The organism is Pseudoalteromonas sp. J2K-J031 (genome assembly GCF_058197095.2).
In genome coordinates this window covers 1,248,786-1,273,949 of record NZ_CM200279.1, presented here as the reverse complement: position 1 = coordinate 1,273,949, position 25,164 = coordinate 1,248,786, and the positions used below count along the sequence as shown (strand labels likewise).

General features: G+C 41.0%; 19 protein-coding genes, 17 tRNA genes and 4 pseudogenes. 23 read left to right on the top strand and 17 right to left on the bottom strand.

From position 1 onward, the window contains the following. Window positions 1-52: 52 nt before the first annotated feature. From AC3KZC_RS05880 to AC3KZC_RS05830, 11 genes and pseudogenes are all read left to right on the top strand, one after another. A complete protein-coding gene (locus AC3KZC_RS05880) occupies window positions 53-649 on the top strand; it encodes an NAD(P)H-dependent oxidoreductase (RefSeq protein ID WP_490580365.1) in 597 nt (198 codons plus the stop codon). A 9-nt stretch (window positions 650-658) separates the two neighbouring features. Further along, window positions 659-1,201, top strand: a complete 543-nt coding sequence (locus AC3KZC_RS05875; protein ID WP_490580366.1) for a peroxiredoxin-like family protein — start codon at window positions 659-661, stop codon at window positions 1,199-1,201. Between the two features lie 8 nt (window positions 1,202-1,209). Then, window positions 1,210-1,572, top strand: coding sequence for a cupin domain-containing protein (locus AC3KZC_RS05870; RefSeq protein ID WP_490580367.1), 363 nt, complete (start codon window positions 1,210-1,212; stop codon window positions 1,570-1,572). Beyond that, window positions 1,572-2,225, top strand: a pseudogene (locus AC3KZC_RS05865) (DsbA family oxidoreductase). Before AC3KZC_RS05870 ends, AC3KZC_RS05865 begins: the two are co-directional and overlap by 1 nt. 2 nt (window positions 2,226-2,227) lie before the next feature. Next, entirely contained in the window at window positions 2,228-3,988 is a 1,761-nt protein-coding gene (locus AC3KZC_RS05860; RefSeq protein ID WP_490580368.1) for a low temperature requirement protein A, read from the top strand. 43 nt (window positions 3,989-4,031) lie between these two features. Beyond that, the gene (locus AC3KZC_RS05855) at window positions 4,032-5,000 is read left to right on the top strand and encodes an ion transporter (protein ID WP_490580369.1); all 969 of its coding nucleotides are present in this window, start codon (window positions 4,032-4,034) and stop codon (window positions 4,998-5,000) included. 133 nt (window positions 5,001-5,133) lie between these two features. Then, window positions 5,134-5,382 (top strand): annotated as a pseudogene (locus AC3KZC_RS05850) (iron-sulfur binding domain-containing protein); the annotation flags it as partial. 131 nt (window positions 5,383-5,513) lie between these two features. Further along, window positions 5,514-6,254 carry a helix-turn-helix transcriptional regulator gene (locus tag AC3KZC_RS05845; protein WP_490580370.1) on the top strand — a complete coding sequence of 247 codons (741 nt, stop codon included), beginning with the start codon at window positions 5,514-5,516 and terminating at the stop codon, window positions 6,252-6,254. 70 nt (window positions 6,255-6,324) lie between these two features. Then, window positions 6,325-6,507: a hypothetical protein gene (locus tag AC3KZC_RS05840; protein WP_490580371.1), complete on the top strand. Its 183-nt coding sequence runs from the start codon at window positions 6,325-6,327 to the stop codon at window positions 6,505-6,507. A 107-nt stretch (window positions 6,508-6,614) separates the two neighbouring features. Beyond that, a pseudogene (locus AC3KZC_RS05835) lies at window positions 6,615-7,288 on the top strand (transglutaminase-like domain-containing protein). 65 nt (window positions 7,289-7,353) lie between these two features. Then, window positions 7,354-7,595 (top strand): annotated as a pseudogene (locus tag AC3KZC_RS05830) (iron-sulfur binding domain-containing protein); the annotation flags it as partial. A gap of 39 nt (window positions 7,596-7,634) precedes the next feature. On the opposite strand, the gene AC3KZC_RS05825 reads toward AC3KZC_RS05830, so the two are convergent. Further along, complete coding sequence (locus tag AC3KZC_RS05825) at window positions 7,635-8,516, bottom strand: LysR family transcriptional regulator (RefSeq protein ID WP_490580372.1); 882 nt, start codon at window positions 8,514-8,516, stop codon at window positions 7,635-7,637. A 115-nt stretch (window positions 8,517-8,631) separates the two neighbouring features. Here AC3KZC_RS05825 and AC3KZC_RS05820 point away from each other — a divergent pair, with 115 nt between their 5' ends. Continuing rightward, window positions 8,632-9,117, top strand: coding sequence for a VOC family protein (locus AC3KZC_RS05820; RefSeq protein ID WP_490580373.1), 486 nt, complete (start codon window positions 8,632-8,634; stop codon window positions 9,115-9,117). A gap of 198 nt (window positions 9,118-9,315) precedes the next feature. Then, window positions 9,316-9,717, top strand: a complete 402-nt coding sequence (gene gloA / locus AC3KZC_RS05815) for a lactoylglutathione lyase (protein WP_490580374.1) — start codon at window positions 9,316-9,318, stop codon at window positions 9,715-9,717. 17 nt (window positions 9,718-9,734) lie between these two features. Here gloA and AC3KZC_RS05810 read toward each other — a convergent pair whose 3' ends face one another. The 11 genes from AC3KZC_RS05810 to AC3KZC_RS05760 all read right to left on the bottom strand — a co-directional run bounded on the left by AC3KZC_RS05810 (window position 9,735) and on the right by AC3KZC_RS05760 (window position 12,111). Then, window positions 9,735-10,385 carry a PilZ domain-containing protein gene (locus tag AC3KZC_RS05810; RefSeq protein WP_490580375.1) on the bottom strand — a complete coding sequence of 217 codons (651 nt, stop codon included), beginning with the start codon at window positions 10,383-10,385 and terminating at the stop codon, window positions 9,735-9,737. 146 nt (window positions 10,386-10,531) lie between these two features. Further along, window positions 10,532-10,607 (bottom strand) — tRNA-Ala (locus AC3KZC_RS05805). Window positions 10,608-10,638: 31 nt separating this feature from the next. After that, window positions 10,639-10,714 (bottom strand) — tRNA-Glu (locus AC3KZC_RS05800). Between the two features lie 105 nt (window positions 10,715-10,819). Further along, a tRNA-Glu gene (locus tag AC3KZC_RS05795) sits at window positions 10,820-10,895 on the bottom strand. 105 nt (window positions 10,896-11,000) lie between these two features. Beyond that, window positions 11,001-11,076: transfer RNA gene (locus tag AC3KZC_RS05790), tRNA-Glu, on the bottom strand. A 105-nt stretch (window positions 11,077-11,181) separates the two neighbouring features. After that, window positions 11,182-11,257 (bottom strand) — tRNA-Glu (locus tag AC3KZC_RS05785). 104 nt (window positions 11,258-11,361) lie between these two features. Then, a tRNA-Glu gene (locus tag AC3KZC_RS05780) sits at window positions 11,362-11,437 on the bottom strand. 105 nt (window positions 11,438-11,542) lie between these two features. Beyond that, a tRNA-Glu gene (locus AC3KZC_RS05775) sits at window positions 11,543-11,618 on the bottom strand. Between the two features lie 105 nt (window positions 11,619-11,723). Beyond that, window positions 11,724-11,799 (bottom strand) — tRNA-Glu (locus tag AC3KZC_RS05770). A 113-nt stretch (window positions 11,800-11,912) separates the two neighbouring features. Beyond that, window positions 11,913-11,988 (bottom strand) — tRNA-Glu (locus AC3KZC_RS05765). A 47-nt stretch (window positions 11,989-12,035) separates the two neighbouring features. Further along, window positions 12,036-12,111: transfer RNA gene (locus AC3KZC_RS05760), tRNA-Ala, on the bottom strand. 403 nt (window positions 12,112-12,514) lie between these two features. On the opposite strand from AC3KZC_RS05760, the gene AC3KZC_RS05755 reads away from it, so the two are divergent. The 9 genes from AC3KZC_RS05755 to AC3KZC_RS05715 all read left to right on the top strand — a co-directional run bounded on the left by AC3KZC_RS05755 (window position 12,515) and on the right by AC3KZC_RS05715 (window position 16,964). Then, window positions 12,515-14,227 carry an alkaline phosphatase D family protein gene (locus AC3KZC_RS05755; protein WP_490580459.1) on the top strand — a complete coding sequence of 571 codons (1,713 nt, stop codon included), beginning with the start codon at window positions 12,515-12,517 and terminating at the stop codon, window positions 14,225-14,227. A gap of 301 nt (window positions 14,228-14,528) precedes the next feature. After that, a tRNA-Val gene (locus AC3KZC_RS05750) sits at window positions 14,529-14,604 on the top strand. Between the two features lie 19 nt (window positions 14,605-14,623). Beyond that, a tRNA-Val gene (locus tag AC3KZC_RS05745) sits at window positions 14,624-14,699 on the top strand. Between the two features lie 20 nt (window positions 14,700-14,719). After that, window positions 14,720-14,795 (top strand) — tRNA-Val (locus AC3KZC_RS05740). Window positions 14,796-14,813: 18 nt separating this feature from the next. Beyond that, window positions 14,814-14,889: transfer RNA gene (locus AC3KZC_RS05735), tRNA-Val, on the top strand. 16 nt (window positions 14,890-14,905) lie between these two features. Beyond that, window positions 14,906-14,981 (top strand) — tRNA-Val (locus AC3KZC_RS05730). A gap of 39 nt (window positions 14,982-15,020) precedes the next feature. Beyond that, window positions 15,021-15,096: transfer RNA gene (locus AC3KZC_RS05725), tRNA-Val, on the top strand. Between the two features lie 18 nt (window positions 15,097-15,114). Continuing rightward, window positions 15,115-15,190 (top strand) — tRNA-Val (locus AC3KZC_RS05720). 151 nt (window positions 15,191-15,341) lie between these two features. Beyond that, window positions 15,342-16,964 carry a response regulator gene (locus AC3KZC_RS05715; RefSeq protein ID WP_490580209.1) on the top strand — a complete coding sequence of 541 codons (1,623 nt, stop codon included), beginning with the start codon at window positions 15,342-15,344 and terminating at the stop codon, window positions 16,962-16,964. A gap of 40 nt (window positions 16,965-17,004) precedes the next feature. Here AC3KZC_RS05715 and AC3KZC_RS05710 read toward each other — a convergent pair whose 3' ends face one another. The 5 genes from AC3KZC_RS05710 to smc all read right to left on the bottom strand — a co-directional run bounded on the left by AC3KZC_RS05710 (window position 17,005) and on the right by smc (window position 24,216). Continuing rightward, the gene (locus AC3KZC_RS05710; protein ID WP_490580210.1) at window positions 17,005-17,526 is read right to left on the bottom strand and encodes a DUF2919 domain-containing protein; all 522 of its coding nucleotides are present in this window, start codon (window positions 17,524-17,526) and stop codon (window positions 17,005-17,007) included. After that, entirely contained in the window at window positions 17,523-17,867 is a 345-nt protein-coding gene (locus tag AC3KZC_RS05705) for a DUF3392 family protein (RefSeq protein ID WP_490580211.1), read from the bottom strand. The genes AC3KZC_RS05710 and AC3KZC_RS05705 overlap by 4 nt, the downstream gene beginning before the upstream one ends. Continuing rightward, window positions 17,860-19,881: an NAD-dependent DNA ligase LigA gene (gene ligA / locus AC3KZC_RS05700; RefSeq protein ID WP_490580212.1), complete on the bottom strand. Its 2,022-nt coding sequence runs from the start codon at window positions 19,879-19,881 to the stop codon at window positions 17,860-17,862. The genes AC3KZC_RS05705 and ligA overlap by 8 nt, the downstream gene beginning before the upstream one ends. A 115-nt stretch (window positions 19,882-19,996) precedes the next feature. Further along, the gene (locus tag AC3KZC_RS05695) at window positions 19,997-20,731 is read right to left on the bottom strand and encodes a cell division protein ZipA (RefSeq protein ID WP_490580213.1); all 735 of its coding nucleotides are present in this window, start codon (window positions 20,729-20,731) and stop codon (window positions 19,997-19,999) included. 59 nt (window positions 20,732-20,790) lie between these two features. Further along, entirely contained in the window at window positions 20,791-24,216 is a 3,426-nt protein-coding gene (gene smc / locus AC3KZC_RS05690; RefSeq protein WP_490580214.1) for a chromosome segregation protein SMC, read from the bottom strand. 169 nt (window positions 24,217-24,385) lie between these two features. Here smc and cysZ point away from each other — a divergent pair, with 169 nt between their 5' ends. Then, complete coding sequence (cysZ, locus tag AC3KZC_RS05685) at window positions 24,386-25,114, top strand: sulfate transporter CysZ (protein ID WP_490580215.1); 729 nt, start codon at window positions 24,386-24,388, stop codon at window positions 25,112-25,114. The last annotated feature ends 50 nt before the right edge of the window (window positions 25,115-25,164 follow it).

Here is a 25,164-nt window from a genome sequence, read left to right as displayed (position 1 = left end):
AGAGAATGTTTCTCTTATTTATTTTTGCTGAAATTTAATTTGGAGTTGTTTTATGAGCACTACTGATTCGAAGAACGTGTTAATTATTAATGCCCACCAGTATTACCCATTTTCCGAAGGCAAGCTAAATGCAGCCTTAATTGATAAAGCAATAACACTGCTTGAGGGTAAAGGTTATAACACTCGCGTAGTAACAATGAGTGATGAGTACGATGTAGAAGAGCAATTAGAACACCATCAATGGGCAGACATTGTATTCCTTCAATCGCCCAGTAACTGGATGGGTGTGCCTTGGTCATTTAAGAAGTATATGGATGAAGTTTATACCGCTGGTATGCGGGGAGCGTTATGTGTTGGTGACGGCCGTACAGAAGAGGCACCAAAGAAAAACTATGGTATGGGTGGCACGTTAACTAAAACCAAATATATGATGTCTCTTACTTTTAATGCACCGGAAGAAGCATTTAACGATGAAGGTGAATTTTTTGATGGCAAATCAATCGACGACTTAATGTTCCCTATGCATATGAACTTCAAGTTCTTTGGGATGAAACCAATGGAAACATTTGCCTGTTTCGATGTTATGAAAAATGCCGATGTAGAAAATGACTTCAAACGCTTTGAAACTCACATTAACAAACATTTTTAGGAGACTAAAATGAGCATTGAATATACCAATAAATTGCATGCTGGTGCAGACTTCCCGACTATTGAAGCAAAGTTATTAAATGGTGATGTAAAGAAGCTATCAACACCTGAAAATGGCTTGGATTGGAAAATGGTAGTTGTTTACAGAGGCCAGCATTGTCCTCTTTGTACGCGATACCTCAACCAATTAGAAAGTGCGAAAAACTTACTGGCTCAAACAGGCGTAGATTTGATCGCCGTTTCCGGAGACAGTAAAGAACAACTAGAAAGTCATATGGAAAGACTTGATGTTAGTTTCCCTATCGCCTACGGCCTTACTACTAAACAAATGGAAGAGCTTGGCTTGTATATATCAGACCCTAGATCACCTGAAGAAACAGATCATCCATTTGCTGAGCCGGGGCTATTTGTCGTTAACAATGAAGGTAAAGTGCACGTTGCAGATATTTCAAACAACCCGTTTATAAGACCAGAACTTCAGTCATTAATAAGCGGCTTAGGATGGATACGCAATCCTGATAACAATTACCCTATTCGCGGTATGCATAAATAGGAGTTCCTATGAAAAAAGTTTTATTGGCTAGTGTTATATCAGCCCTATTGTTTAGCAATGCGTTTGCAGAAGAAAAGAAAGTTGAACCTGCTCATCTCGCATCGCCAAGTCAATATGAACTTCTACTTGATAACGACGAAGTTTTTGTACTTAAGATGACGCTTAAACCGGGTGAACAGGATAACTGGCATAAACATAACGCTGAAACTGTTTATTTCGAGAAAGGTGGTAAGGCAACGATAACAACAAGTGATAAAGACATAACGTTGGAGATCCCTGATGCTTATGTGATGTGGCATGACCAATGGGAACATCAAGTTAAAAATGTTGGTGACACAACTATCACTGCAATTATCGTTGAAAAGAAATAATGATGTCAAAGACACAAATTAACATTGATATTGTTTCTGATGTGGTTTGTCCTTGGTGTGTAATTGGCTATGGTCGCTTAAAAGCGGCATTAGCCAATTTTAACACTAAATTAGACGTTAATATTGTCTGGCACCCCTTCGAGCTTAACCCCAGTATGCCCAAAGAGAGTGAAAACCCAAGACAGCATTTATCGAAATAATACGGGACTACGTTAGAGGGTAGTATCAGAGCAAGAGCCATGTTGACCGAAGAAGGCAAAAAAGTCGGCTTCAGGTTTAACTACTTTGATGAAATGAAAATGCTTAATACGCATCAATGTCATCAACTACTTCACTGGGCGAAAGAAAGTAATTTGCAAAACCAATTAGCAGAAGCACTTTTTGAGCGTTTTTTCAGCAATAGAGGCACATTTACTGACCCAGAACTTATCCATATTGTAGAAAAGGTTGGCTTGAACTCCCTACAAGCACAGTCTGTATTAGCTAACAACTCCTATAGTGAGGAAGTGAAGTTAATCGAAGAGCACTGGCATCAAAGAGGAATACATGGCGTACCATTATTTATTTTTAATGGCGAACAGGCCCTTCCAGGTGCGCAAGAAGTAGCAACTTTTGAACGTGTACTCAATCAATATTTAAATAGAGACTATTAATTATGTTTACTTACTATGAGCCGGATACGGCTCCAGAAGAATCGAAACCATTGATGGAGCAATCTTTAGCTGGCTTTGGGATGATCCCAAACCTCCACAAGATTTTAGCTGAAGCTCCAGCAACATATAAAGCGTATAACCAAACCTTTACAAGCTTCATGAAAGAAACAACGTTTAGCCCGGTTGAGCAACAAGTTGTTTTTATGACGTCAAACTTTGAGAATAATTGCCACTATTGTGTTCCGGGCCATACATGGATGATGAAGTCATCTAAAATGCCAGATGATCTTATTGAAGCGTTGAGAAATGGCACTAAACTGCCAGACGCAAAACTTCAAGCGCTTCATGATTTCACAAAAGCCTTATTGGACAATCGAGGCCATATTGGTGACGACAAGTTAAATGACTTTTTGAATGCTGGATATACTAAGCGCCAAGCATTAGAAGTATTAACCGGACTGGCATCAAAATTGATCTCAAACTTCACAAACGCATTAACGCATACAGAAGTAGATGATGCTATGAAGCCTTACGCTGGGAAAAGCCGGATAAATAGTATGTCACTAGAAAATCATCCAATGTGGCGATTGCCAATGCACCACTTAGATCATGAAGATGCGCATGACCATGTGCATTGGGTTGAGTTATTTTATGATCTGATCCATGTGGTCATTATTTTCTTACTTGGAAACTTTTTAAGTGACCACTTAAGTGTGGATGGTTTTCTAGCGTTTGCTGGGCTATTTATCGCTGTGTGGTTTGCATGGGCAGACTCTAGTGTATTTAACTCGCTGTATATCAGCACAGACGTAAAACATCGACTAATCATGTCCTGCCAAATTGTAACCGCAATGGTGATGGCTGCGTCAATTCCGCATGTCTTAGATAAAGGCTGGATGTATTTTGCCCTTGCCTATTCAGCCAACAGAATGATTACCGCCTATTTGTATCACCGTACAAATAGGCTTGGTGTTGAAGCAACTGTTCTTTCCCGTACAGTAAGCCGCAACTTCTTTGTTCTTGCCATCGTATTCGCAATAAGTGCTTTTCTACCTGCACCATACAATTTTTCGGTATTTGCACTTGCCATACTTTCGATCCAACTTCTGTATATGCTTCCCAAAATTGGCGTTTTAGAGTGTAAGCGATTTTTACCTCGATTAGGGCATATGTCTGAGAGATTTGCTTTACTACTACTCATTGTTGTTGGCGAAGGATTCTTTAAGCTCGTGATCACACTATCCGAAAAAGGTGTGTATAAAGTTACTCCCGAAGTCTTATTTAATTTCATGTTTGGAGGTATCGCTGTATTTGTTCACTGCTGGATTTATTTCGACTTTGTAGGAAATGGAAAACCTAAAAATCAAGAAAAGTGGACACTTGTAAACTGGTGGTTAGCGCATTTGTTCCTAATGCTATCTGCTGTAATGGTGGGTGTTGCGCTGGCTGGTGAAGTAAAAGTAGGATTTTGGGATCCGTACCCTTTTAAATACGGTGTAATAGGTTGTATAGGGCTTGCCTCATATTTACTGTGTCTACTTTGGATTCAATTCAATATCGAAAAACGCATAGCTCATCGATTTGCTACCGCAAAGGTACGTATGTTTGGTGTTGTTTTGGCTTTGGCAACATTATTGGTCTTACCCTACGTACCAGCTTTAGTAGGTAACTTATTATGGGGAACGGCCTTAATTTCACAAATTGCCATTCCTGTAACGAGAGCCTTCCTTACATTTTCCAAAGAAGAACAGGCTAGAGCATAGGTTTACATGCCAAAAGTTTACTCAAAAGTGATTGGATAAGTCTATGGGCACTACACACAGCATAAGAAAAAAAGTATTCGAAATTATTGAACATGGATTTGACGGTTCAAAGATAAGCAGAATGTTTAGCGGCTTCATAGTATTACTAATAATCTTAAACGTGATCGCCATAATTCTTGAGTCCTATAAGCCGATAGGAACTGTTTATCAGACAGAGTTTTACGTCTTTAATGTCTTTTCTGTCTTTGTGTTTACGCTAGAGTATTTCGCAAGAGTTTGGGTTTCAGTTGAATCCCCAGAAAGTGACTGTTCTAGGGCGGTCAAATTCAGAATTAAGTACATATTCAGCCCAGTATCACTTATCGACCTATTAGCAATAGCGCCTTTTTACTTGTCGTTCATATTTGCCATAGATTTACGATATTTACGAATGCTGAGAATGCTTAGGCTTTTGAAGCTAACACACTACTTTAAAGGACTACGATTATTTATAGATGTCTTGAGGAAAGAATTACCTAGTATTGGTGCTGCTATTATCATAATGGGCGTTCTCGTAATACTCTCAGCAAGCGTGATGTATGGAGTAGAACATGATGCTCAGCCAGATGTGTTTGATAGTATTCCCAGTGCGATATGGTGGTCTGTAGTAACTATGACTACCGTTGGCTATGGCGATGTTACGCCAGTTACATCCTTAGGAAAATTTATATCTATTTTTATAATGCTACTAGGAGTTGGTATTGTAGCTTTACCCGCAGCAATGCTGGCAGCCAAGTTTGGCGATGAACTTAGAACTAGAAGACAATTACTAGAAAGAGAAATTGCTACAGCTTTAGAGGACGGTATTATTACTAGCGAAGAACAAGTAGCTATTGAGAAGCTATCTGAGTCGATGGGTATTTCAGCTAGCGAACTAAAAAAAGTCATATTGAATTACAATAGAAATATGACTTGCTCGGTGACGTGTGATAATTGTGGTAAAGCGCTTTCTATTAACAATGGAAATCAGTAAAAATTAATTTTTTACTAATAGATAACTTGAGCTTTTTTATACGACTTTAGGTTTTCAGTAAGCCAAATCACTGAGCAATTTAAACTTCCGTTTATGGCACAATTGGATAGCTCATTCAAATCTACTTTAATTATCCTTCGGCTGGCCAACAATCGCTGTCGACACACACATATTCAGAGTTTCAAACCGCACTAAATTTGCTATGGGCAAAGATGTGGTTGAGGTCGAAAAGAAACTCGAAAAAGTAGTCCCCGCAGAGTTTAAAGTCGACGTCCACCACTGGCTTATTCTTCACGGGCGTTATACCTGCGTAGCCCGTAAACCAAAGTGCGGATCATGTTTGATTGAAGACTTGTGTGAGTTTAAGGATAAAACAGACTAGACTAAGGTCTGTTAAGAGCGAATTGCAGCCGTTCATAAATCATAGACTTCTCAAATTTTTGAAAATATTACCATTTATGTCTTAATATATACCCACCAAAATATTCACTACAAATAGAATCCTAGCCCTATATGAAACCTACTATTTGGATAAATCTAGGCATTGTCACAATTTATGGTACGAGCTTAGATGCGGCTCCACATAGTCACAACTCTATACAAATAATTTGGGGTAAAGGCCCAAATTGCAAACTAAACGGGATAAATACTACTGGTGCTACAATCATTGATTCGAAATTTGAACACCAGTTAGAGATGCTTGAAGGTTGGGTTTTACTTATTGAGCCGAAAAGCAAACTGGGCATAGAGTTATCCGCCAAACTTGCAGGAGAATCTTTTAAGTCGTTTAAGCTCCCTAATTATACAGCTAATGAAGCCCCAAATTTAACTGAAAGCCCAATACCTTACTTAGCGCCACTATTTGACAACTTGCACCTATCTAAGCACTTTCTATTAGCAAACGAAAGTAGTGTAGAAGATAAACGTATTCAAAAATTGTTAACAGAATTAAATCACTGTTTGCATGGAGAATGCATTAAACCTACAAGTTGGAAAGCATCTGAGGTTGCGAGTAAGCTCGCTTTGTCTGAAAGTCGCTTCCTTCACTTATTTAGTGAAGAAATGGGGATAGCATGGCGGCCTTATTTATTATGGCGAAGAATGATGTGTGCAATTCACGCATTAGCAAATAATCGTTCAGCTACAGATGCAGCACACTTAGCTGGTTTCTCAGATAGCGCTCATTTAAGCAGGACTTTCAGAAATAACTTTGGAATGTCGATAAGACAAGCATTAAAAATATTTGGTAAATAGCCAGTTTATTCAAGTTTCTCTTGTGACTACTAGGTAAGCTGTGTCCATATTCGATTATCAGGACGCAGTTATGAAACAGAAACTATTTAATATTGCTTTATTTGCTATATCGCTTACCACAATACTTGCAACTTTCATTCATGGAAGTCTTGCTGATATATCTATTTTTCACGGAATGATTCTTCACCCAATATTTTTACTCACGGGGCTTTCTTTATTTGCTTACGCAAAACAAATGGGTTCGAAAAGTTAGCTGGTTTATTCAATTTTTCTAGTGACCAATCATTAAAATTTAAGTAAATCTAAAGAATAGGCGAAACCATGAATAACATAGCAAATGAATTACTAATTGAAACACCTATGTTGGACTTTAATCATCCCCTAATTCAATCATTGATTGAACAACGGAAGTGGAGAGATATAGAGCCTTTTTATGCTATTGGGCAAATATATCACTTTGTACGAGATGAGATACTATTTGGCTATAACGCTGACGATAGGCTATTCAGGTATTAAGTGATGGTTACGGGCAGTGTAATACAAAAGGTACGTTGATCATTGCTTTATTACGTGCTGTTGGGATACCTACAAGGTTTCATGGCTTTACAATTTTTAATGAATTGCAGAGAGGTGCTATTCCAAATTATTTATTTTTCTTTGCACCAGAACGAATCATTCATAGCTGGGTGGAAGTTTATCATGAAGGTCGGTGGGTTAACTTAGAGGGGTATATAATTGATAAGTCATACTTAAAGCAGGTTCAAAACAATTTTGCAGCACAATGCTCTCAGTTTTCAGGCTTTGGTATTGCGACCAAATGTTTGACCGAGCCGAATATTGACTGGAATGGACAAGATACATATATCCAAAGTGAAGGTATAGCCGATGACTTCGGCGTATATTCACAGCCAGATGAGTTCTATAAACAGTATGGTAGTAACCTTTCTGGGGTTAAGAAAATACTCTTTAGATATCTCCTTCGCCACCTAATGAATTTTAATGTTAATCGTATTCGTACTAATGGAATTAAATGAGCGTCTGTTTATGGCACAAAACAGCCCATCAAGTAAATGTGCAATATCTACATTCCTTATACTTAGGCTGGCCAACAATCGCTGTCGACACCCACATATTCAGAGTTTCAAACCGCACAAAATTTGCTATGGGCAAAGATGTGGTTGAGGTTAAAAAAAGCTCGATAAAGTAGTGCCTGCTGAATTTAAAGTCGACATTCACCACTGGCTTATTCTTAACGGCCGCTATACCTGCGTGGTACGTAAACCTAAATGCGGCAGCTGTCTTATTGAAGATTTGTGTGAGTTTAAAGATAACACCGACTAAAACTGCAAACAGATACAATTTACTACCGTATGTACTAGTTCATATTTGTTCAATGACCGAGTTAAAGGTTTTAAACCGCTCTGGAAGAATTCGATTCTTTTTTCTGACTAAATACAAGGTTTCTAGCACTGGATTTTGAGATTTAACCACAGTTATCGTATTGGGTTTCGAAAAGCTATCAACAACACTTTTCGGGATTACGGTAAAGCCGATCCCTTTTGCTATGGGTTCTAAAATCTGACTAATTTGATTAATAAAACCAACATGGGGGATCTCTGCTATGTCTAATTTTCGCAATGAACCCTCTTCACTTTGAGCGAAATAAAGTGACAAATAATGTGCCGCATCAGGATGCGAAATAAGCCCTAAATTCAGTAGTAACGCTTTTTTATCAATCTGAACATCGATATTTTTAGGCACAACTAAGCATAATTCTTCTTTACCAAGCTCTACCACATCAAATACATTTTTATTGGGCATATCTGTTACAATGCCCTGATCAATAAGCCCCTGTTTGATCTCTGTTAATATCTGCTCAGTCGGTGCTGCTTTCACTTTAACAATTAATTGACTGTGTTGCTTTTGAAGTCCTAACAGCTTTGGATAAAGCAATAATGCAACCGAGCCTGAACAAGCAAGTGAACACACACCAGTATAAGGGTCATCAAACGATAAGCTTTCGATTAAGGATTGCTCTTTTTGTACTAACTCTTTTGCATAATGGTAAACCAACAAACCTTGCTCGGTAATCGTAAACGATTTTTTATCTCGCTTGATTAAGGCGTGCTGAGTTGCCTGTTCAAGTTTAGCTATATGCTGGCTAACACCTGGCTGCGTCATAAATAACTTCTCAGCGGCTTGAGTAAAATGGCCAGTATCAATAAGTACCACAAAAGTTTTTAACCAAACAGGATTGAGCACGCAACACCTCATAACAAAATATTATCGTTTTAATAATTAATGATAATTTTATCTAATGGTACGGATTTTCTAAAATAATTTTCTTAATTAATTTATAAATATTGTCGAGGTAATTATGAAAATGAATCACATCGGAATTATGGTTGGTGATATGGAGCAGGCCGTTGAATTTTATACACAGGTGCTTGGGCTTCGTATTGTAATGAATAATACAAAAGTGATGGAAGAGCGTGTTTCTGCAATTGGTCGTATGTGTATTGCTGTATTTGGTGAGGGTTTTAAAGGCTTTAACATTGCACACTTAGTAACAACTGATGGGATTGGGGTTGAGCTATTTGAAATGAAACAAAGGGCTGAACGTCATGATTTAGATTTTTCACGCTTGGGTATATTTCACTTTTGCCTACAAACAGATGACTTTGAAACTGTGATGAAAAAAACCCAAGAGTATGGCGGTAAAGTCAGAATGGATGTGATGCGTTATCACCCAGAAGATGATAATCGACCTGCTAAAATGGTTTATTTAGAAGACCCTTTTGGCAATCTGTTTGAGCTTTATTCTCACACTTATGAAGAAACATATGCTTGTGGCTATGATTGATAGCCAAAACTTTAGCATGGTAAAAGATGTTGTTGGTTGCGATAACACGTTAAAATAAGGCCCACTAATTAAGTTTACACTGAATCTGCATCACAGTTCGTCCGATATAGAGTCGGTACTCTGCGATCGAGAACCAAGCTCGGCACTTACTTAATTGAAGATTTATGTGAATTAAAAATAAAACAGAGGTTGTTTAACATGCGTTTACTCCACACCATGCTTCGTGTAACTGATTTAGAAAAATCCATCGCTTTTTATACTCAAGTGCTTGGTATGAAAGAAATCCGCCGTGCCGAGAACCCACAATACCGTTATACCCTTGCGTTTGTTGGTTACGCTGATGAATCTGAACAAGCTGTGATTGAACTGACCTATAACTGGGATACCAACAGCTACGATTTAGGTAATGCCTATGGCCATATTGCGCTTGAGTTTGATGATATTTACGCAGCCTGCGCTCAAATTAAAGCGCGCGGCGGCATTGTGAGCCGCGAACCAGGCCCTGTGCTTGGTGGCACCACTGAAATTGCGTTTGTAAAAGATCCTGATGGTTATGCCATTGAACTTATTCAAACTAAAACAAAATTAGACGACTTCTAACCCCTCGATTTAAGGCGTTATTGGTTAAATATTAATTGTTTAATCAATAACTCAATTTCTTTACTCAGTTTGTCATTAAAATGCAGCCCAACAATTTCAAATTTGCCCTGCCGCTTTACTGAGCATACTTCAGATTCTAACGTTAGTGATGCTTGATCTGGCGTATCAATGGTTCTAAGCGTGATTTTTTTTATCGATAAATCAATAACATGATTTTTCTCAATTAAGACTCTGCAGCCGTGTTGGGATAAATCTAAAATCATCACATCACATATCCCTGAAGCTGATTTAATTTGCGCTGGGATAGAAGTTGGGATACGAATATCTTTTCTAAGTGGTTGTGACTCAATACTACTTGGTACTGTACACACTAACATTTTAGTTGGAATTTCAATTACTTTGACAATGGTGGTTACAAAAGCAAGTACAGCCCCTCGCCCTTCTTCAGACAGTGCCCGAATAGTACATGCCGTTTGTGGCGCTAAATAATGCTCTACTTCAGGACTTTTTCGACAGTCTGGTTTATGTAAAAAAATATACTGATCGGTTAAATAGCCAATATAAACACTACGCGCGCCCAAACGCTGACCGGTTGCGGTAATGATTTCAACCGTGATCGGCGATGCTGGTTTTAATTGGATTAAAGTATGATGGATTGAATTTTTCATAAACCTAATTTCCTTCGTACAAAACAGCAGAATGATTTAGAAATTTAGTATGAAAGTTAAAAGCAAAAAAATTAGCACAGTAAATCTCTGAGCTAACTATATGCATAATTTAGGAATTTTGAAGTTTGGTAGGAAATAATTTTGCTTGGTGGAGCTATGCGGGATCGAACCGCAGACCTCTTCACTGCCAGCGAAGCGCTCTCCCAGCTGAGCTATAGCCCCAAGCAAAAAAAGATGTCACTTTAAAATAAAGTGGCGTCCCCAAGGGGATTCGAACCCCTGTTACCGCCGTGAAAGGGCGGTGTCCTAGGCCTCTAGACGATGGGGACGCAGAATTCTTGGTTATTACACCGATAAAACTGTGTCACTAGGACTGGTTATTTTAACTCTTACCATACGAGTAAACATTACCCTATTCACTTTCGTGAATAAAGTGGCGTCCCCAAGGGGATTCGAACCCCTGTTACCGCCGTGAAAGGGCGGTGTCCTAGGCCTCTAGACGATGGGGACGCAGAATTCTTGGTTATTACACCGATAAAACTGTGTCACTAGGACTGGTTATTTTAACTCTTACCATACGAGCAAACGTTACCCTATTCACTTTCGTGAATAAAGTGGCGTCCCCAAGGGGATTCGAACCCCTGTTACCGCCGTGAAAGGGCGGTGTCCTAGGCCTCTAGACGATGGGGACGCAGAATTCTTGGTGGTTACACCGATAAAACTGTGTCACTAGGACTGGTTATTTTAACTCTTACCATACGAGTAAACGTTACCCTATTCACTTTCGTGAATAAAGTGGCGTCCCCAAGGGGATTCGAACCCCTGTTACCGCCGTGAAAGGGCGGTGTCCTAGGCCTCTAGACGATGGGGACGCAGAATTCTTGGCATTACACCGATAAAACTGTGTCACTAGGACTGGTTATTTAAGCTCTTACCATACGAGTAAACGTTACCCTATTGACTTTCGTGAATAAAGTGGCGTCCCCAAGGGGATTCGAACCCCTGTTACCGCCGTGAAAGGGCGGTGTCCTAGGCCTCTAGACGATGGGGACGCAGAATTCTTGGTTATTACACCGATAAAACTGTGTCACTAGGACTGGTTATTTTAACTCTTACCATACGAGTAAACATTACCCTATTCACTTTCGTGAATAAAGTGGCGTCCCCAAGGGGATTCGAACCCCTGTTACCGCCGTGAAAGGGCGGTGTCCTAGGCCTCTAGACGATGGGGACGCAGAATTCTTGGTGGTTACACCGATAAAACTGTGTCACTAGGACTGGTTATTTTAACTCTTACCATACGAGTAAACGTTACCCTATTCACTTTCGTGAATAAAGTGGCGTCCCCAAGGGGATTCGAACCCCTGTTACCGCCGTGAAAGGGCGGTGTCCTAGGCCTCTAGACGATGGGGACGCAGAATTCTTGGTGGTTACACCGATAAACTGTGTCACTAGGACTGGTTATTTTAACTCTTACCATACGAGTTGACTTTTTAACTCTAATTAACACTCGAGGCTAATTAAAATTGGCGTCCCCAAGGGGATTCGAACCCCTGTTACCGCCGTGAAAGGGCGGTGTCCTAGGCCTCTAGACGATGGGGACACAGTGCTTATTCAGCGTGTATCACTAGGACATTACAATCAGTATATTGGTGGAGCTATGCGGGATCGAACCGCAGACCTCTTCACTGCCAGCGAAGCGCTCTCCCAGCTGAGCTATAGCCCCATATATACTTTGCAAGACATCTAAATGTATTGCTGAGTGCGGGGCGCATTCTATGCAGCAGCCAATTTAAAGTCAACAATTTTTTAAGTAACTTTATTTAAATGCGTCATTTTTCAACAAGATGGTGATAAGTTATACAAAGCGTTACATTCTGTGGCTTAGGGCATAATAAAAAGCGCTCATTTAACACTATGTTAGCCGATTTATCTTCAACCAAACTTGCAGATTTAAGTATGCGACTTAAAGCCATAAACCAACGTTTAACCAAGCGCTTTTATAGTGTGCTTGCTTTAAGCGCCCTATTATTTGTCTTTTTACGACAATCAGGTTCGACCAGATAAAATATATGTCATATTCGAATGGTATTTTAAGGAACATATTTGTCATTAACAAAGAGATAATAATGAAAACAATAAATCGTCGCACTTTCTTAAAGGCGTCTCTGATGGGCGTAGGCTCCATAACAACACTTATCGCGCTTAGTGGCTGTTCATCAAATGATGATAACCAACAAAAAATTGATAACGGCTTTAAAACCCAATTTGACCATGGTATTGCCAGTGGCGATCCACTCACAGATAAAGCAATTATTTGGACTCGTGTTACACCACAAGGCACACCAAGTTCAGTACAAGTCTTGGTTGAGGTCGCTACCGATGCTAGTTTTACCCAACGAGTACTCAATGAAACAACAACCGCCCTTGCCAGCAAAGACTACACCATTAAAATTGATGTCGCAGGCTTAAACGCAAATACTCATTACTACTATCGTTTCTCAACTGAATTTGCAACCACAGCCACAGGTCAATTCAAAACCTTACCTATTAATAATGTATCAAATGTTAAACTAGCGGTTTTTTCATGTGCTAATTACCCCGCTGGGTATTTTAATGTATATAAAGCAGCACTCGAACTCACTGAGCTTGATGCTGTTGTTCATCTTGGTGATTACATTTATGAATATGGTATGGGTGGTTACGCAACCGAGCATGCTCAAGAGCTAAATCGTAGTTTAGCGGCCGATAACGCCACTGAATTATTAACCCTTACTGATTATCGTAAACGATATGCTCTTTATAGAAGCGATGAGAATTTACAAGCATTACATGCCAAAGCAGCCTTTATTGCAATTTGGGACGATCATGAAGTAGCAAACGATGCCTATAATGATGGCGCCGAAAATCACAATGCTAATGAAGGTGATTACAAAACACGTCAAAACGCGGCGCTACAAGCCTACTTTGAATGGATGCCTATTCGCCCTTATGTAAAAGACTTTACTGAATCTTTATATCGTCATTTTCAATTTGGTGATCTTGTTGCTTTATATATGCTCGATACCCGCCATGAATTTAGAGTTAAACCACTTGAATATGCAGATTATATCGACCCAATGACAGGTCAACTCGATCAACAGGGTTTTATGGCTGATTTATCCAACCCGAGTCGTGATTTACTCGGGCAAAGCCAACTTAATTGGCTGCAAACTCATATGGCCACCTCAAATGCCACTTGGCAAGTATTAGGGCAACAAGTTCTAATGACTAAAATGACTATTCCTACAGAATTATTAGCGAGCCTTGCCAACCCAAGCGCCAATATTGCAACCCAGTTTCAGCAATTAGCGGATATTAAAACTCGTAAAATTAGTCGCGACCCAACATTAACCTCTGGCGAACTTGCTAGAATAAACACGGTTGCACCGTATAATTTAGATGCGTGGGACGGTTATCCAATTGAACGAGAGCAAATTCTCGCCATTGCCCGTGAATTTAATAAAAATTTAGTGGTACTTGCTGGCGATACACATAATGCATGGGCCGGACAACTCACCGATATGCATGGCAATAATGTCGGTTTTGAATTTGCAACCGCATCAGTAAGCTCACCAGGCCTTGAATATTATTTAGGTTTAGACAAGCCAACCGCTAAACAATTTGAGCGCGGGCTCACCTTTTTAGTTGAAGACTTACGATTTGCCAACATTAACCAACGTGGTTTTATGGTAATGGAATTTAATCATCAACAAGCCAAAAGTACATGGCACTTTGTTGATACTATCTTAAGTACCGACTTTACTCTTAGCACACAAACAGCGGCCGTTGCAGCCAAATAAATCCCCTCTTTTTATTTTTAGATGGGCGTTAACCCATCTAAAAATAAAAAACGCCTAAAAAACACCCAAGCCAATCTGCACCTTTAACATTGGGTCGCATTGCTTTATCACTCTAATTTGTTTAAATAAATATCAGTTTGATTAATCTGCCAGCAAAACATTTTGAGTTGCTCAATTAATCCCCACTCAAACTAAAAATTGGTAATCTAGTATTGACTCTAAAACAAGTCTATCTATAATAGCGCCCCACAGAGCAGCGATTAGGATTTTAATCTTCATCATTGCACTGGTTAAATTAAGCGGGTCGTTAGCTCAGTTGGGAGAGCATCGCCCTTACAAGGCGAGGGTCACTGGTTCAAGTCCAGTACGACCCACCACTTAATTTAAGTTTCTTATGGGTCGTTAGCTCAGTTGGGAGAGCATCGCCCTTACAAGGCGAGGGTCACTGGTTCAAGTCCAGTACGACCCACCATAAGAAACAACCTGTAATTTGGGTCGTTAGCTCAGTTGGGAGAGCATCGCCCTTACAAGGCGAGGGTCACTGGTTCAAGTCCAGTACGACCCACCAAATTACACTTATCTAAATGGGTCGTTAGCTCAGTTGGGAGAGCATCGCCCTTACAAGGCGAGGGTCACTGGTTCAAGTCCAGTACGACCCACCATTTAGATACTCTTTACGGGTCGTTAGCTCAGTTGGGAGAGCATCGCCCTTACAAGGCGAGGGTCACTGGTTCAAGTCCAGTACGACCCACCATTTACTAAAATGGTTTCCGTAAAGAAAATTGATTACTTGGGGTCGTTAGCTCAGTTGGGAGAGCATCGCCCTTACAAGGCGAGGGTCACTGGTTCAAGTCCAGTACGACCCACCATGTAATCAAACTTAATGTGGGTGATTAGCTCAGTTGGGAGAGCATCGCCCTTACAAGGCGAGGGTCACTGGTTCAAGTCCAGTATCACCCACCACATTAAGACATCACTTCTCCTCAATTAAATTCATAATCACATAACTCCCTGTTTTAGATAAATAAATTCACAAACATACTGATATTAAACCTTGCTACTTTTAGAACTGTTTTATATATTCATATATACGCGTTCATAATAAATTGCTGCGATGGCTGGTAAAACTCTGTTTCAATCAAAAGTTCTGATCGTAGATGATCAGCCGCTTGCTCAAATTTATATGAAGCAATCGCTTGAAAGCATTGGTTTTAAAGAGCTGACCTGTGCCGAACATGCCCACACAGCTATCCGTTTATGTGAAAAACAAAAATTCGATTTAATTCTCTGTTCCTACAATCTTGGCCGCGATAAAGACGGTTACCATTTATACGAAGAACTGAAAAAGAAACGCATTGTTCGTCAATCAACTGGGTTTATTTTTATAAGTGCCGAAACCGATGCCAGCTTAGTGCGAAGCGTGGTTGAACTTCAGCCAGATGACTTTTTAGCTAAACCCTTTGTGCTGCGAGAGCTCAGTACCCGTATTGAACGCCTACTTAAACGCAAACGCGCCCTTGCCAAAATTTACGACTTTATAGATGTCGAAAACTACTCCAAAGCACTAAAGTACATCGAAGCCAATTTAAACGGCCAAACCATGACACCCTACTCGCCTATTTTATTGCGCTTAAAAGGTGAGTTACTGATCAAACTTAATCGCATTGCTGAAGCAAAAGAATTTTTTAAATCGGTATTAAATCTACAAAAATTCACTTGGGCCAAAGTCGGTTTAGTTGAGTCACTAATTGCCAACCACGAATATCAGCTCGCGCGCTCATTATTAGAATCCATGGTCGAGCGGCCAGAAACAAAATTAGTGTCGTTTGATTTACTCGGAAAATTAGAGCTGCATTTAAAAAACTACAACGAAGCACAAATTTATTTAAGCTCTGCAACCGACATGTCGCCACGCAACATTGCACGGCAAAATACGTTAGTAAATGTCGCAAGATTAAATCATGATTATGAACAGCATTACGATACTAATCGCGCCATTTTAAAATTTGCCAAACACTCTATTCATGATTGCCCCGATATTTATCTCAATGTTGCCAGAGCAGGCGTTGATTATGCGTTAACTACTGAGCAGTCAGAATTAATCACTCGTTTAACCCGCCAAACAAGCGAATACTTGAGCGAACTAAAACAGCAATTTCCTGATGCCGACACCCAAGAGCAACTCGATATTGTTAGGGCGCGCTTGCATTATTTAAAAGATGAACGTGAAAAAGCCGTTGCCTTAATCAACCAATTAGTTGAAGACGACGGTCCTATTCGCTCAGTTGATGACACGCTTGATAAAGCAAAGGCCTTGCACGAGTTAGGCTTTCACCAGCGCGCTTCAGAATTATTTGAAAAAATCGCCGATCACTGCGCTAAATATCCAGTGAAAGATTCCACGTTTATTGCGTATATCAGCCAAGAAAAACAAGAACGCGAAGACATTAAACACGGGCCGCGAGAACTCAATAATGCAGCGGTGCAGCAATACCAATCAGGTAAATATCAACAAGCGGTTGAAACCTTCAGCCAAGCGTTTCGCGTGATGCCACGAAATCAAAGTATTGCCCTGAACTTATTGCAGTGTATTTTAAATGCCAGTCGCAATGGCCAAACGTTTAATAGCGACCTCATTCAAAAATGCACTAAAACCATTGAAGGCAGCCGCCTTGATAACGATCAGCGTATACGGTTTGATAAAATCAAAGAGCAGCTACAACAAATTGGTTTATAGCCCAAAGGGAAAACATCAGCCTTAGTAATAAATATGGAGTTTATTTTGATAATGGATTCTGGTGCGTTTCTTTGTTTGTATTTGGCTTCTCCACACTCAGAGGTTCAGGCCAATCCTTAAAAAATATCGGTAAGTAGCGGCTATTAAATAAATATAATAATACCCAAATCAATAACATCGCTTGAATTGCAATAAACTCTGAAAACACAAAATAGTTATGAGCCGATTGAAGCACCAACCACGCTAAATCAACCACAGCGCAGCACACTAATGGCCATTTCATAAACCGCCAAGGTCGCCTAAGCTGTGGTTTTGCATCAGGGCGACGCAAAAAATAAAGCACAACGGTAGGCAACGAAATAGAAGCGATAGCAAGCGCCATAAAAAACTGATCTTTATCGCGGTAAAATAACCCCATAATATCAAGTTCTGGTTGGCGAGAGACTGCTGCCAATATCCAAATTAAATACGCACGCATTAAAACAAGGAGCGTTAATACAAACCCAATTGGTGCTTTATAAAGCCCATGTTTATCCCAATATTCTGGACCAAATACCGTCATAACTGATTTTTCCGCTCAGCTAAAATACCAAGCCCAATAAATAATCCACATACCACTGGTAATAGCCACACCCCTTTTAACATCGCTAATAAATGCGCAATAAAAGGCGCGAGCCACACCACTAACGCACCATAACCAAATGCAGTTACAACCACAAACACTAAGGTTCGAATTATAAAGTGACGCCGACCAACCACACGCTTAATCAGTTTATTGAGTTCATTGCCATAGAGCGCGATAACACACACCGTCAGCAACATCGCAATTTGGCTCAGGTAAGGGGCTATTTTGGCCCCAAGCAATAAATCGGCGTCAAGCAGCCATTGCTGAACACTAGCCATTGTGCTGCGCCAATAAAGCAATTAAATCATCTTCAAACAGCACTTTTATGCCAAGTTCCTGCGCTTTGGTTAGTTTAGAACCGGCTTTATCACCTGCCACTAGCGCATCAGTTTTAGCCGAGACACTGCCCGATACTTTGGCGCCCAGGGCTTGAAGGCGGTTTTTAGCGTCGCTTCGGCCCATTTGTAACAACGTACCTGTTAGTACATAAGTCAGGCCTGCTAAAGGCTGCTCGGCTTCTGATTTAGCTTCAAGCGCAGCCCAAGTGATCCCCGCTGAAATTAAGGCATCAACTACCGCACGGTTATGGGCTTCGCGAAAAAAGAAATTCACATGCTTGGCCACCACTTCACCTACATCAGCCACTTCCTGTAAGCTCTCAACCGATGCAGCCATGATGGCGTCTAATGTTAAGTAGTGGTTTGCCAAATTAAGTGCCGTGGCTTCGCCGACTTCACGGATCCCTAAAGAATATAAAAAACGCGCCAAGGTTGTTTGCTTGGCATTACCAATGGCTGCCACTAACTTTTCAGCCGATTTTGGCCCCATGCGTTCAAGGGATTCTAAATGCCCTTGCCTGAGGGTAAAGATTTCTGCGGGGGTATGGATCAGCTCTCGTTCAACCAGTTGCTCAACAATTTTGTCGCCCATACCATCAATATCAAACGCTTTACGTGACACAAAATGCTTAATGGCTTCTTTGCGCTGAGCGCCACACACTAAACCACCGCTGCAACGTGCCACAGCTTCACCTACGGTGCGCTCAACTTTTGATTGGCAAACCGGACAATCTGTCGGAAATACAATATCTTTGACATCAGAAGGGCGCTTTGCCAGTACTACTTGGGCAATTTGTGGAATAACATCACCTGCACGGCGAATGATCACGGTATCGCCAATTTTTGCGCCTAAACGCTCAATTTCATCTTGATTATGCAGTGTGGCATTAGACACCGTCACACCACCGACAAACACAGGCTCTAAGCGCGCTACAGGGGTAATTGCACCGGTGCGGCCTACTTGAAATTCAACATCCAATAATTGAGTCATTTCTTCTTGCGCTGGAAACTTAAACGCAATCGCCCAGCGCGGTGCTCGTGCCACAAAACCAAGTGTTTGTTGCAGTGCTTTATTGTTTACTTTGATCACCACGCCATCAATTTCATATTTAAGCTGGCTGCGACGATTCATTATGTCTTGATAGTAAGCCAGCGCGTCATCAACACCGCTAACCAATTTAGTTTCAGGGCTCATCGGCAGCCCCCAATCACCTAAAGCTTGTAATTGAGCATAATGATCATCAGGTACTTTGCCGCCTTCAATAATGCCCATGCCATAGGCATAAAACATTAAAGGACGTTTAGCGGTAATTTTTGAATCGAGTTGGCGTAAACTGCCCGCCGCAGCATTACGCGGATTTGCAAACACTTTGCCATCATTTTTAATGGCTTCTTCGTTCATTTTGGCAAAACCCGCGCTGTCCATAAAGACTTCGCCGCGCACTTCTAAACGATGAGGAATTGACTCACCACGTAATTTAAGCGGAATATTTCGAATCGTTTTAACATTTTCGGTAATATTTTCACCGGTTTGGCCATCCCCTCGGGTTGCCGCTTGTACTAATACGCCATCAAGGTACAAAATAGACACCGCAAGGCCGTCCAGTTTTGGTTCACAGCAAAAGGTCAATGTGCTGGTATCTTTTAATCGGTCTTGCAGTCGTTTGTTAAAACTACGAAATTCGGTTTCATCAAAGGCATTGTCTAATGACAACATAGGCACCAAATGCTGCACTTGGCTAAAACTACTGAGCGCCTCCCCCCCCACTTTTTGACTAGGTGAATCAGAAGTCAAATACTGTGGATATTGGGTTTCGAGCGCCATCAATTCACGCATGACTCGGTCATATTCACTGTCAGGCACACTCGGGTTATCAAGCACATAATATTGATAATTATATTCTTCTAGCTGTGCTTTGAGGGCCGCTATTTGGCTTAAAACCGATTCTGTCATTGTTACCTCTTCGATTGTGCAATCGCTGTGAGTTGATGCTATCAACTTATTTTTAAACTTAAAACGAAAAGCCACCAGCAAGTGGTGGCTCAGAGTAACGAGATTGAACGTTTAATTACTCATCAAACTCTCTAATTTTTTCAACGTATTGTCTAACCATAGTGACCGTTAAAGGCTCACGATTATGATCAAGTACTTGCGCACCAAATTCATCGGCTATTTTTTTAGCGGCACTATGTAGCATATTAAACGCAGGTAAACTGTCGCCTTCACATGGCAACGTCATAAATAAACTCACGCCTGCAGTGCTTAGTTGTTCCATGTTATCAATGTCAAATGTACCTGGATTGTACATATTCACTAAACGAAATAACACCGCCCCCTTACCTGAGGCATCTTCATGGCGATTAAAAAAGCCTTCGTCTGAATATTTAAACCCTAAAGATAATAACAATGGCAACAACGATGCGCCTTGCATGGTGAGATCTTCAGGCATTTGCAAATGCACAATAATAAAATCTGACGGTAACGAGCTTTCAGATTCAACCTCGTCAGTTTCTTCGGCTGGAATATCATAATCGTCATCAGGATCAAGATTATTTAAATCTATTTTATCAAGCGTTGGCTCTTTGGTTGCTCGCATGCTTAAACCTAGATCTCCTAGCAAAGGCTCATCACGCGACGCATTGCGCACCATTACAGGCTCTTCTTGGATCTCCTGATCTCGATTGCTCGTTTCAGAAACCTCTGGCTGATCTTTTTTGCGAACAGACCACAACCCATGTAACAACAATCCACCAATCACTAGTGCGCTGATTATGACTAAAACCCATCTTAACTCGTCGGCCATCCGAATACCTTTATTTGTTTATTTCCAATGATATATGAATATCGAACAATATACTTTGTTTAAAGTGTTTTTGCCATTTCTACCGCTTGTTCAATATCAACTGATACCATTCGCGATACACCTGGCTCTGCCATTGTCACCCCAGTGAGGCGACCGGCCATTTCCATTGCCACTTTGTTATGGCTAATATAAATAAATTGTACCGTTTGAGACATTTCTTCAACCAAACGGCAAAAGCGCCCTACGTTGGCGTCATCTAACGGCGCATCCACTTCATCGAGCATACAAAACGGTGCTGGATTAAGTCGAAAAATAGAGAATACCAATGATAATGCGGTCAAGGCTTTTTCTCCACCACTTAACAAGTGAATTGTAGAGTTTTTCTTGCCTGGCGGGCGTGCCATGATAGTAACACCACTTTCGAGCATGTCATCGCTGGTGAGTTCCAAATAGGCTTGACCCCCACCAAATACTTTAGGGAACAAATCACCTAAATCTTGGTTAATTTGTTCAAACGTTGCTTTAAACAACTGCTTTGTTTCGCGATCTATTTTGCCAATCGCTCCTTCTAAGGTGCTCAGTGCATCAATTAAATCTTGATACTGATCATCTAGATACTGTTTTCGTTGCTTGGCTTGCTCAAACTCATCAATAGCCGCTAAGTTAATTGCACCTAAGTCGGTAATATTATCAATAACGCTATTGAGCATTTGCTGCCATTTGGTGATGGTGCTGTGAGCAGGTAACGCAGCTAATACATCAACCAATTTCACATTAAGCTCGCCAAGCGGCTCAAGAGCGGCGTTTGCTCGCAACTGGCTAGCTTGTAATGTCAGCTCTTGCTCATTAAGTTGTTTTTCAAGGGCCTGTAACTTTTTCTGCGAATGCTGCAAACCTTGCTCTTTTTCTGCCAAAAGCTGCTGCTGCGCCGCACACTGTTGCTGCAAGTGTGCTTTTTCTTCGTACACCTCAATTTGTTCGGCTAACACCGCTTCAATTGACATCACCAACTCTTCAAGTGGCTCACTTAAATTGGCTAACTCTGCTTTGGCTTCATTCAGCTCTTTTTCTAAGGCTTGCTGTTGCTGCACTATCAAGGTTTGCTGCTGCTGCAATAACTGCTCAGCATTTTTTAAATTCTCAAGTGTCAACGCTTGCTTATGCAATACACTGCGGGCACCACTAAGTGCAAGTTGTTGCTGATTAATGGTTATTTTATGACTTTGGTAAACTTGCTCAGCCAAGGTAGCGTCTTGCTTATGCTCATCACTTTGTGATGCGTGCTCATCGCATTGTGCTTTAAGTAGCTGTAATGCTTCGTTTATAGTTACAAGTTGCTCGCTCAACATCGTGCATTGCTGCGTTATTCTATCAAACTGCGATTGCCAATTTTGCTGTTGTAACATGAGCATTTCGTGCTTTGTTTGCGCGCTGGCATCGCGCTGGGCATACTGATGAATACGCCCTTTAACCTGCTCTAGTTGTTCGGTTTGCGCGGCTACTTTTATTTGCTGCTCATTTACGGCTTGCGTTAATTGCGCTAATAGTTCGTTTTTTTCAGCCACACTGTGCGTCAGTTGCTCTATTTTACGTATTTTGAGTAATACAGACTGCCCATCATCTTGAAAAGGCCTTACGCACCAATTGCGCCCAAGCAAGTTACCCGAAGGTGTAATGGCGGCCAACCAATAATGGTCACTCAAATCTGGTGCGTTGGTTTCATCATCAAGCACCATGATGCGGTCAAGTAAATCCGGATAAATCCCCTTTTCAATCACCTTGCTTAGAGCCTGACCATGATACCCTGCATCAACCGGCTGCTTTGATGGCCATACCAAAGAGGTGTCGTGTTGCCAGCTAGCGCTTTGACTTACTTGGGCATCACTAAAACACACCAAGGCTTGCTCTACTCGTGCTTCAAACCCAGCCCTAACCACCAGCTGTTGTAACAAGCAATCGTTTAACTCGCCTTGACTTTGCGCTAACACCTCCCCCAAAGCTGCCAGCTGTGCTTGCTCGCTTAATAACAACTCTTTAAGCGCTTGCTGCTCGTGCTGCACCGTTTGCCATTGCTCGGTCTGATGTTTTAATCTCAACTCACATTGTTGTTGCTGTGCTTTTTCGTTGGCAAGTAACGCTTTACATTGCTGGATCTGTTGTTTTAGCTCGGCGATTTGCGCCGTTACATCTTGATTTTTAAGGCTAGTTAATTCTGATTGTTTATCGGCCAACTGAGCTAAAGCTTGCTGATGCTGCAGCTCTTTCGAGGTAATTTGGTGGCGATAGTGTGCGTGTTGCTTATCGAATTGATGGCTACGTTGCTGTGCTTGCTGCCAAGCGGCAAACAACACCTCATCTTGCACCTGTAGCTCATCGACTATGGCTTGTAGTTGTTCTAGCTGTTCTTCTGATTGCAAAATAGCCGCATTTGCTTCTTCAAATTCGCTACTTTGTTGTAAAGCGTGCTCGGCAAGTTCCGTTAATTTGCTCTTTAATTGGCACAGTTTATCTTCATCACGTATCACTAAGTTTTCAAGCGCTTGCTTTTTTTGTTGCTGACTAATTTTTTGCTGCTCAAATTTAGTCTGTTGATTACTTAATTGAAATTCTTGCTGCTGCGCACGTTGAATTTGTTCGTTAAGCTGCGCCAAGGTTGCCTTGAGTGTACCTAGTACATCATCATGCCCTGTATGTGCTTGTTGATAAAAGCTAATTTCTGATTGTAAGGCATCAATTTGTTGTTGCGTTTGCTCTGATTTTTGCTGGTGTTGTTGAAAGCGTAGAACCGCCAACTGGCTTTTAAGCTCACGCTCTTGACTTTTAAATTCTCGATAAGCCAAAGCTTGCGACGCCTGATGGGTGAGTTTTTCAAGCTGAGTTTGCAGCTCTTGACGCAAATCAAGCAAGCGCTCTAGGTTTTCTTTGGTGCTGCGTAATCGCGTTTCGGTTTCGCGGCGACGCTCTTTGTATTTAGACACGCCTGCAGCTTCTTCGATAAACACTCGCAGCTCTTGCGGTTTACTTTCGATTAAACGCGAAATCATGCCTTGTTCAATAATGGCATAACTGCGAGGGCCAAGGCCGGTGCCTAAAAAGATATCAGTAATGTCACGCTTGCGGCATTTAGTGCCATTGAGGTAATAAAACGATTCGCCTTCGCGTGTCACAAGCCGTTTAATGGCCACTTGGTTACGATCAACCAAGGACCCGGCTAAATAACCTTGGGTATTATCAAACACTAATTCGACTGACGCTTGCGAGATAGGCTTGCGATGCGTAGAGCCATTAAAAATAACATCCGTCATGGCATCGCCACGTAGGTTTTTAGCCGAGCTTTCACCGAGCACCCAACGCACCGCGTCAATCACATTGGATTTGCCGCAGCCATTTGGCCCAACGACACAAGTCATTTGGTCAGGAAACGGAATTTTTGTAGGTTCTACAAATGATTTAAAACCAGCAAGCTTGATTGTGCTTAAACGCATCTTATTTTTTTTTAATTTCGACAGCGCAAACTGTAGCAGATTGGTCGCAAAAACTTAATACTTTTGCCGTTTATAGTTAGCAACATGGTGTTACAAATGAGCCATTTAAGCTATTCCCAAGCCCAAAAGGGCTACTTATAATGAAAAAAAATATTTTGGCGTAACAAACATGCAAATTTCTCAGGGTTTTCAATATTTTTTATCGGGTTTTAGTCTTATCTCTAATAAAGGTTTAAAGCGTTTTGTTTTTATTCCGCTGCTGATCAACTTGCTTATTTTTGGGGGGTCATTATTTTTTGTAGTCGATTGGCTTACCCAAGGGATTAACTACTTTAATGGCTTTTTACCAAGCTGGTTAAGTTGGCTTGAATGGCTAATTTGGCCCATCGCTATTTTGGTGATTTTATTTAGCTACTCGACCATTTTTTCGGTGATTACCAACTTTATTGCCGCGCCCTTTAATGGCTTATTAGCTGAAAAGGTAGAGCTTCACCTCACTGGTCAAAAGGTAAACGACGATGGTTTTGCCGAATTAATCAAAGATGTGCCTAGAATGCTAGCGCGCGAGATGAGTAAGTTACTTTATTATTTACCCAAAGCGATTGGCTTTTTTATTTTGCTGTGGATTTTACCTGTGATTGGCCAAATTTTGTGGGTCGGGTTCACCTGCTGGATGTTTGCAGTGCAATATAATGATTACCCCTTTGATAACCATAAAATTAAATTTACCGAAACACGCAACAAACTAAAGCAAAATCAAGGATTATCTTATGGGTTTGGCCTTGCGGTCATGCTCTTTACTATGGTACCAATAGTGAACTTAATTGTAATGCCTGTTGCTGTATGTGGTGCAACGCGCTTGTGGGTTGAGCAATTTAGAGGTGACTACCGCAGTTAACCCTTTGTAGCAACTTGCTACTCAATAAAATAATAACAAGGAGAGCGTAC

Bases quoted from the DNA above. Each gene is read 5' to 3' on its own strand.
- AC3KZC_RS05875 (WP_490580366.1), top strand. From the start codon at position 659: ATGAGCATTGAATATACCAATAAATTGCATGCTGGTGCAGACTTCCCG.
- AC3KZC_RS05870 (WP_490580367.1), top strand. From the start codon at position 1,210: ATGAAAAAAGTTTTATTGGCTAGTGTTATATCAGCCCTATTGTTTAGC.
- AC3KZC_RS05710 (WP_490580210.1), bottom strand. From the start codon at position 17,526: ATGACGGTATTTGGTCCAGAATATTGGGATAAACATGGGCTTTATAAA.
- cysZ (WP_490580215.1), top strand. From the start codon at position 24,386: ATGCAAATTTCTCAGGGTTTTCAATATTTTTTATCGGGTTTTAGTCTT.
- AC3KZC_RS05705 (WP_490580211.1), bottom strand. From the start codon at position 17,867: ATGGCTAGTGTTCAGCAATGGCTGCTTGACGCCGATTTATTGCTTGGG.
- AC3KZC_RS05845 (WP_490580370.1), top strand. From the start codon at position 5,514: ATGAAACCTACTATTTGGATAAATCTAGGCATTGTCACAATTTATGGT.
- AC3KZC_RS05840 (WP_490580371.1), top strand. From the start codon at position 6,325: ATGAAACAGAAACTATTTAATATTGCTTTATTTGCTATATCGCTTACC.
- smc (WP_490580214.1), bottom strand. From the start codon at position 24,216: ATGCGTTTAAGCACAATCAAGCTTGCTGGTTTTAAATCATTTGTAGAA.
- AC3KZC_RS05695 (WP_490580213.1), bottom strand. From the start codon at position 20,731: ATGGCCGACGAGTTAAGATGGGTTTTAGTCATAATCAGCGCACTAGTG.
- AC3KZC_RS05880 (WP_490580365.1), top strand. From the start codon at position 53: ATGAGCACTACTGATTCGAAGAACGTGTTAATTATTAATGCCCACCAG.
- AC3KZC_RS05810 (WP_490580375.1), bottom strand. From the start codon at position 10,385: ATGAAAAATTCAATCCATCATACTTTAATCCAATTAAAACCAGCATCG.
- AC3KZC_RS05820 (WP_490580373.1), top strand. From the start codon at position 8,632: ATGAAAATGAATCACATCGGAATTATGGTTGGTGATATGGAGCAGGCC.
- gloA (WP_490580374.1), top strand. From the start codon at position 9,316: ATGCGTTTACTCCACACCATGCTTCGTGTAACTGATTTAGAAAAATCC.
- ligA (WP_490580212.1), bottom strand. From the start codon at position 19,881: ATGACAGAATCGGTTTTAAGCCAAATAGCGGCCCTCAAAGCACAGCTA.
- AC3KZC_RS05715 (WP_490580209.1), top strand. From the start codon at position 15,342: ATGGCTGGTAAAACTCTGTTTCAATCAAAAGTTCTGATCGTAGATGAT.
- AC3KZC_RS05855 (WP_490580369.1), top strand. From the start codon at position 4,032: ATGGGCACTACACACAGCATAAGAAAAAAAGTATTCGAAATTATTGAA.
- AC3KZC_RS05755 (WP_490580459.1), top strand. From the start codon at position 12,515: ATGAAAACAATAAATCGTCGCACTTTCTTAAAGGCGTCTCTGATGGGC.
- AC3KZC_RS05860 (WP_490580368.1), top strand. From the start codon at position 2,228: ATGTTTACTTACTATGAGCCGGATACGGCTCCAGAAGAATCGAAACCA.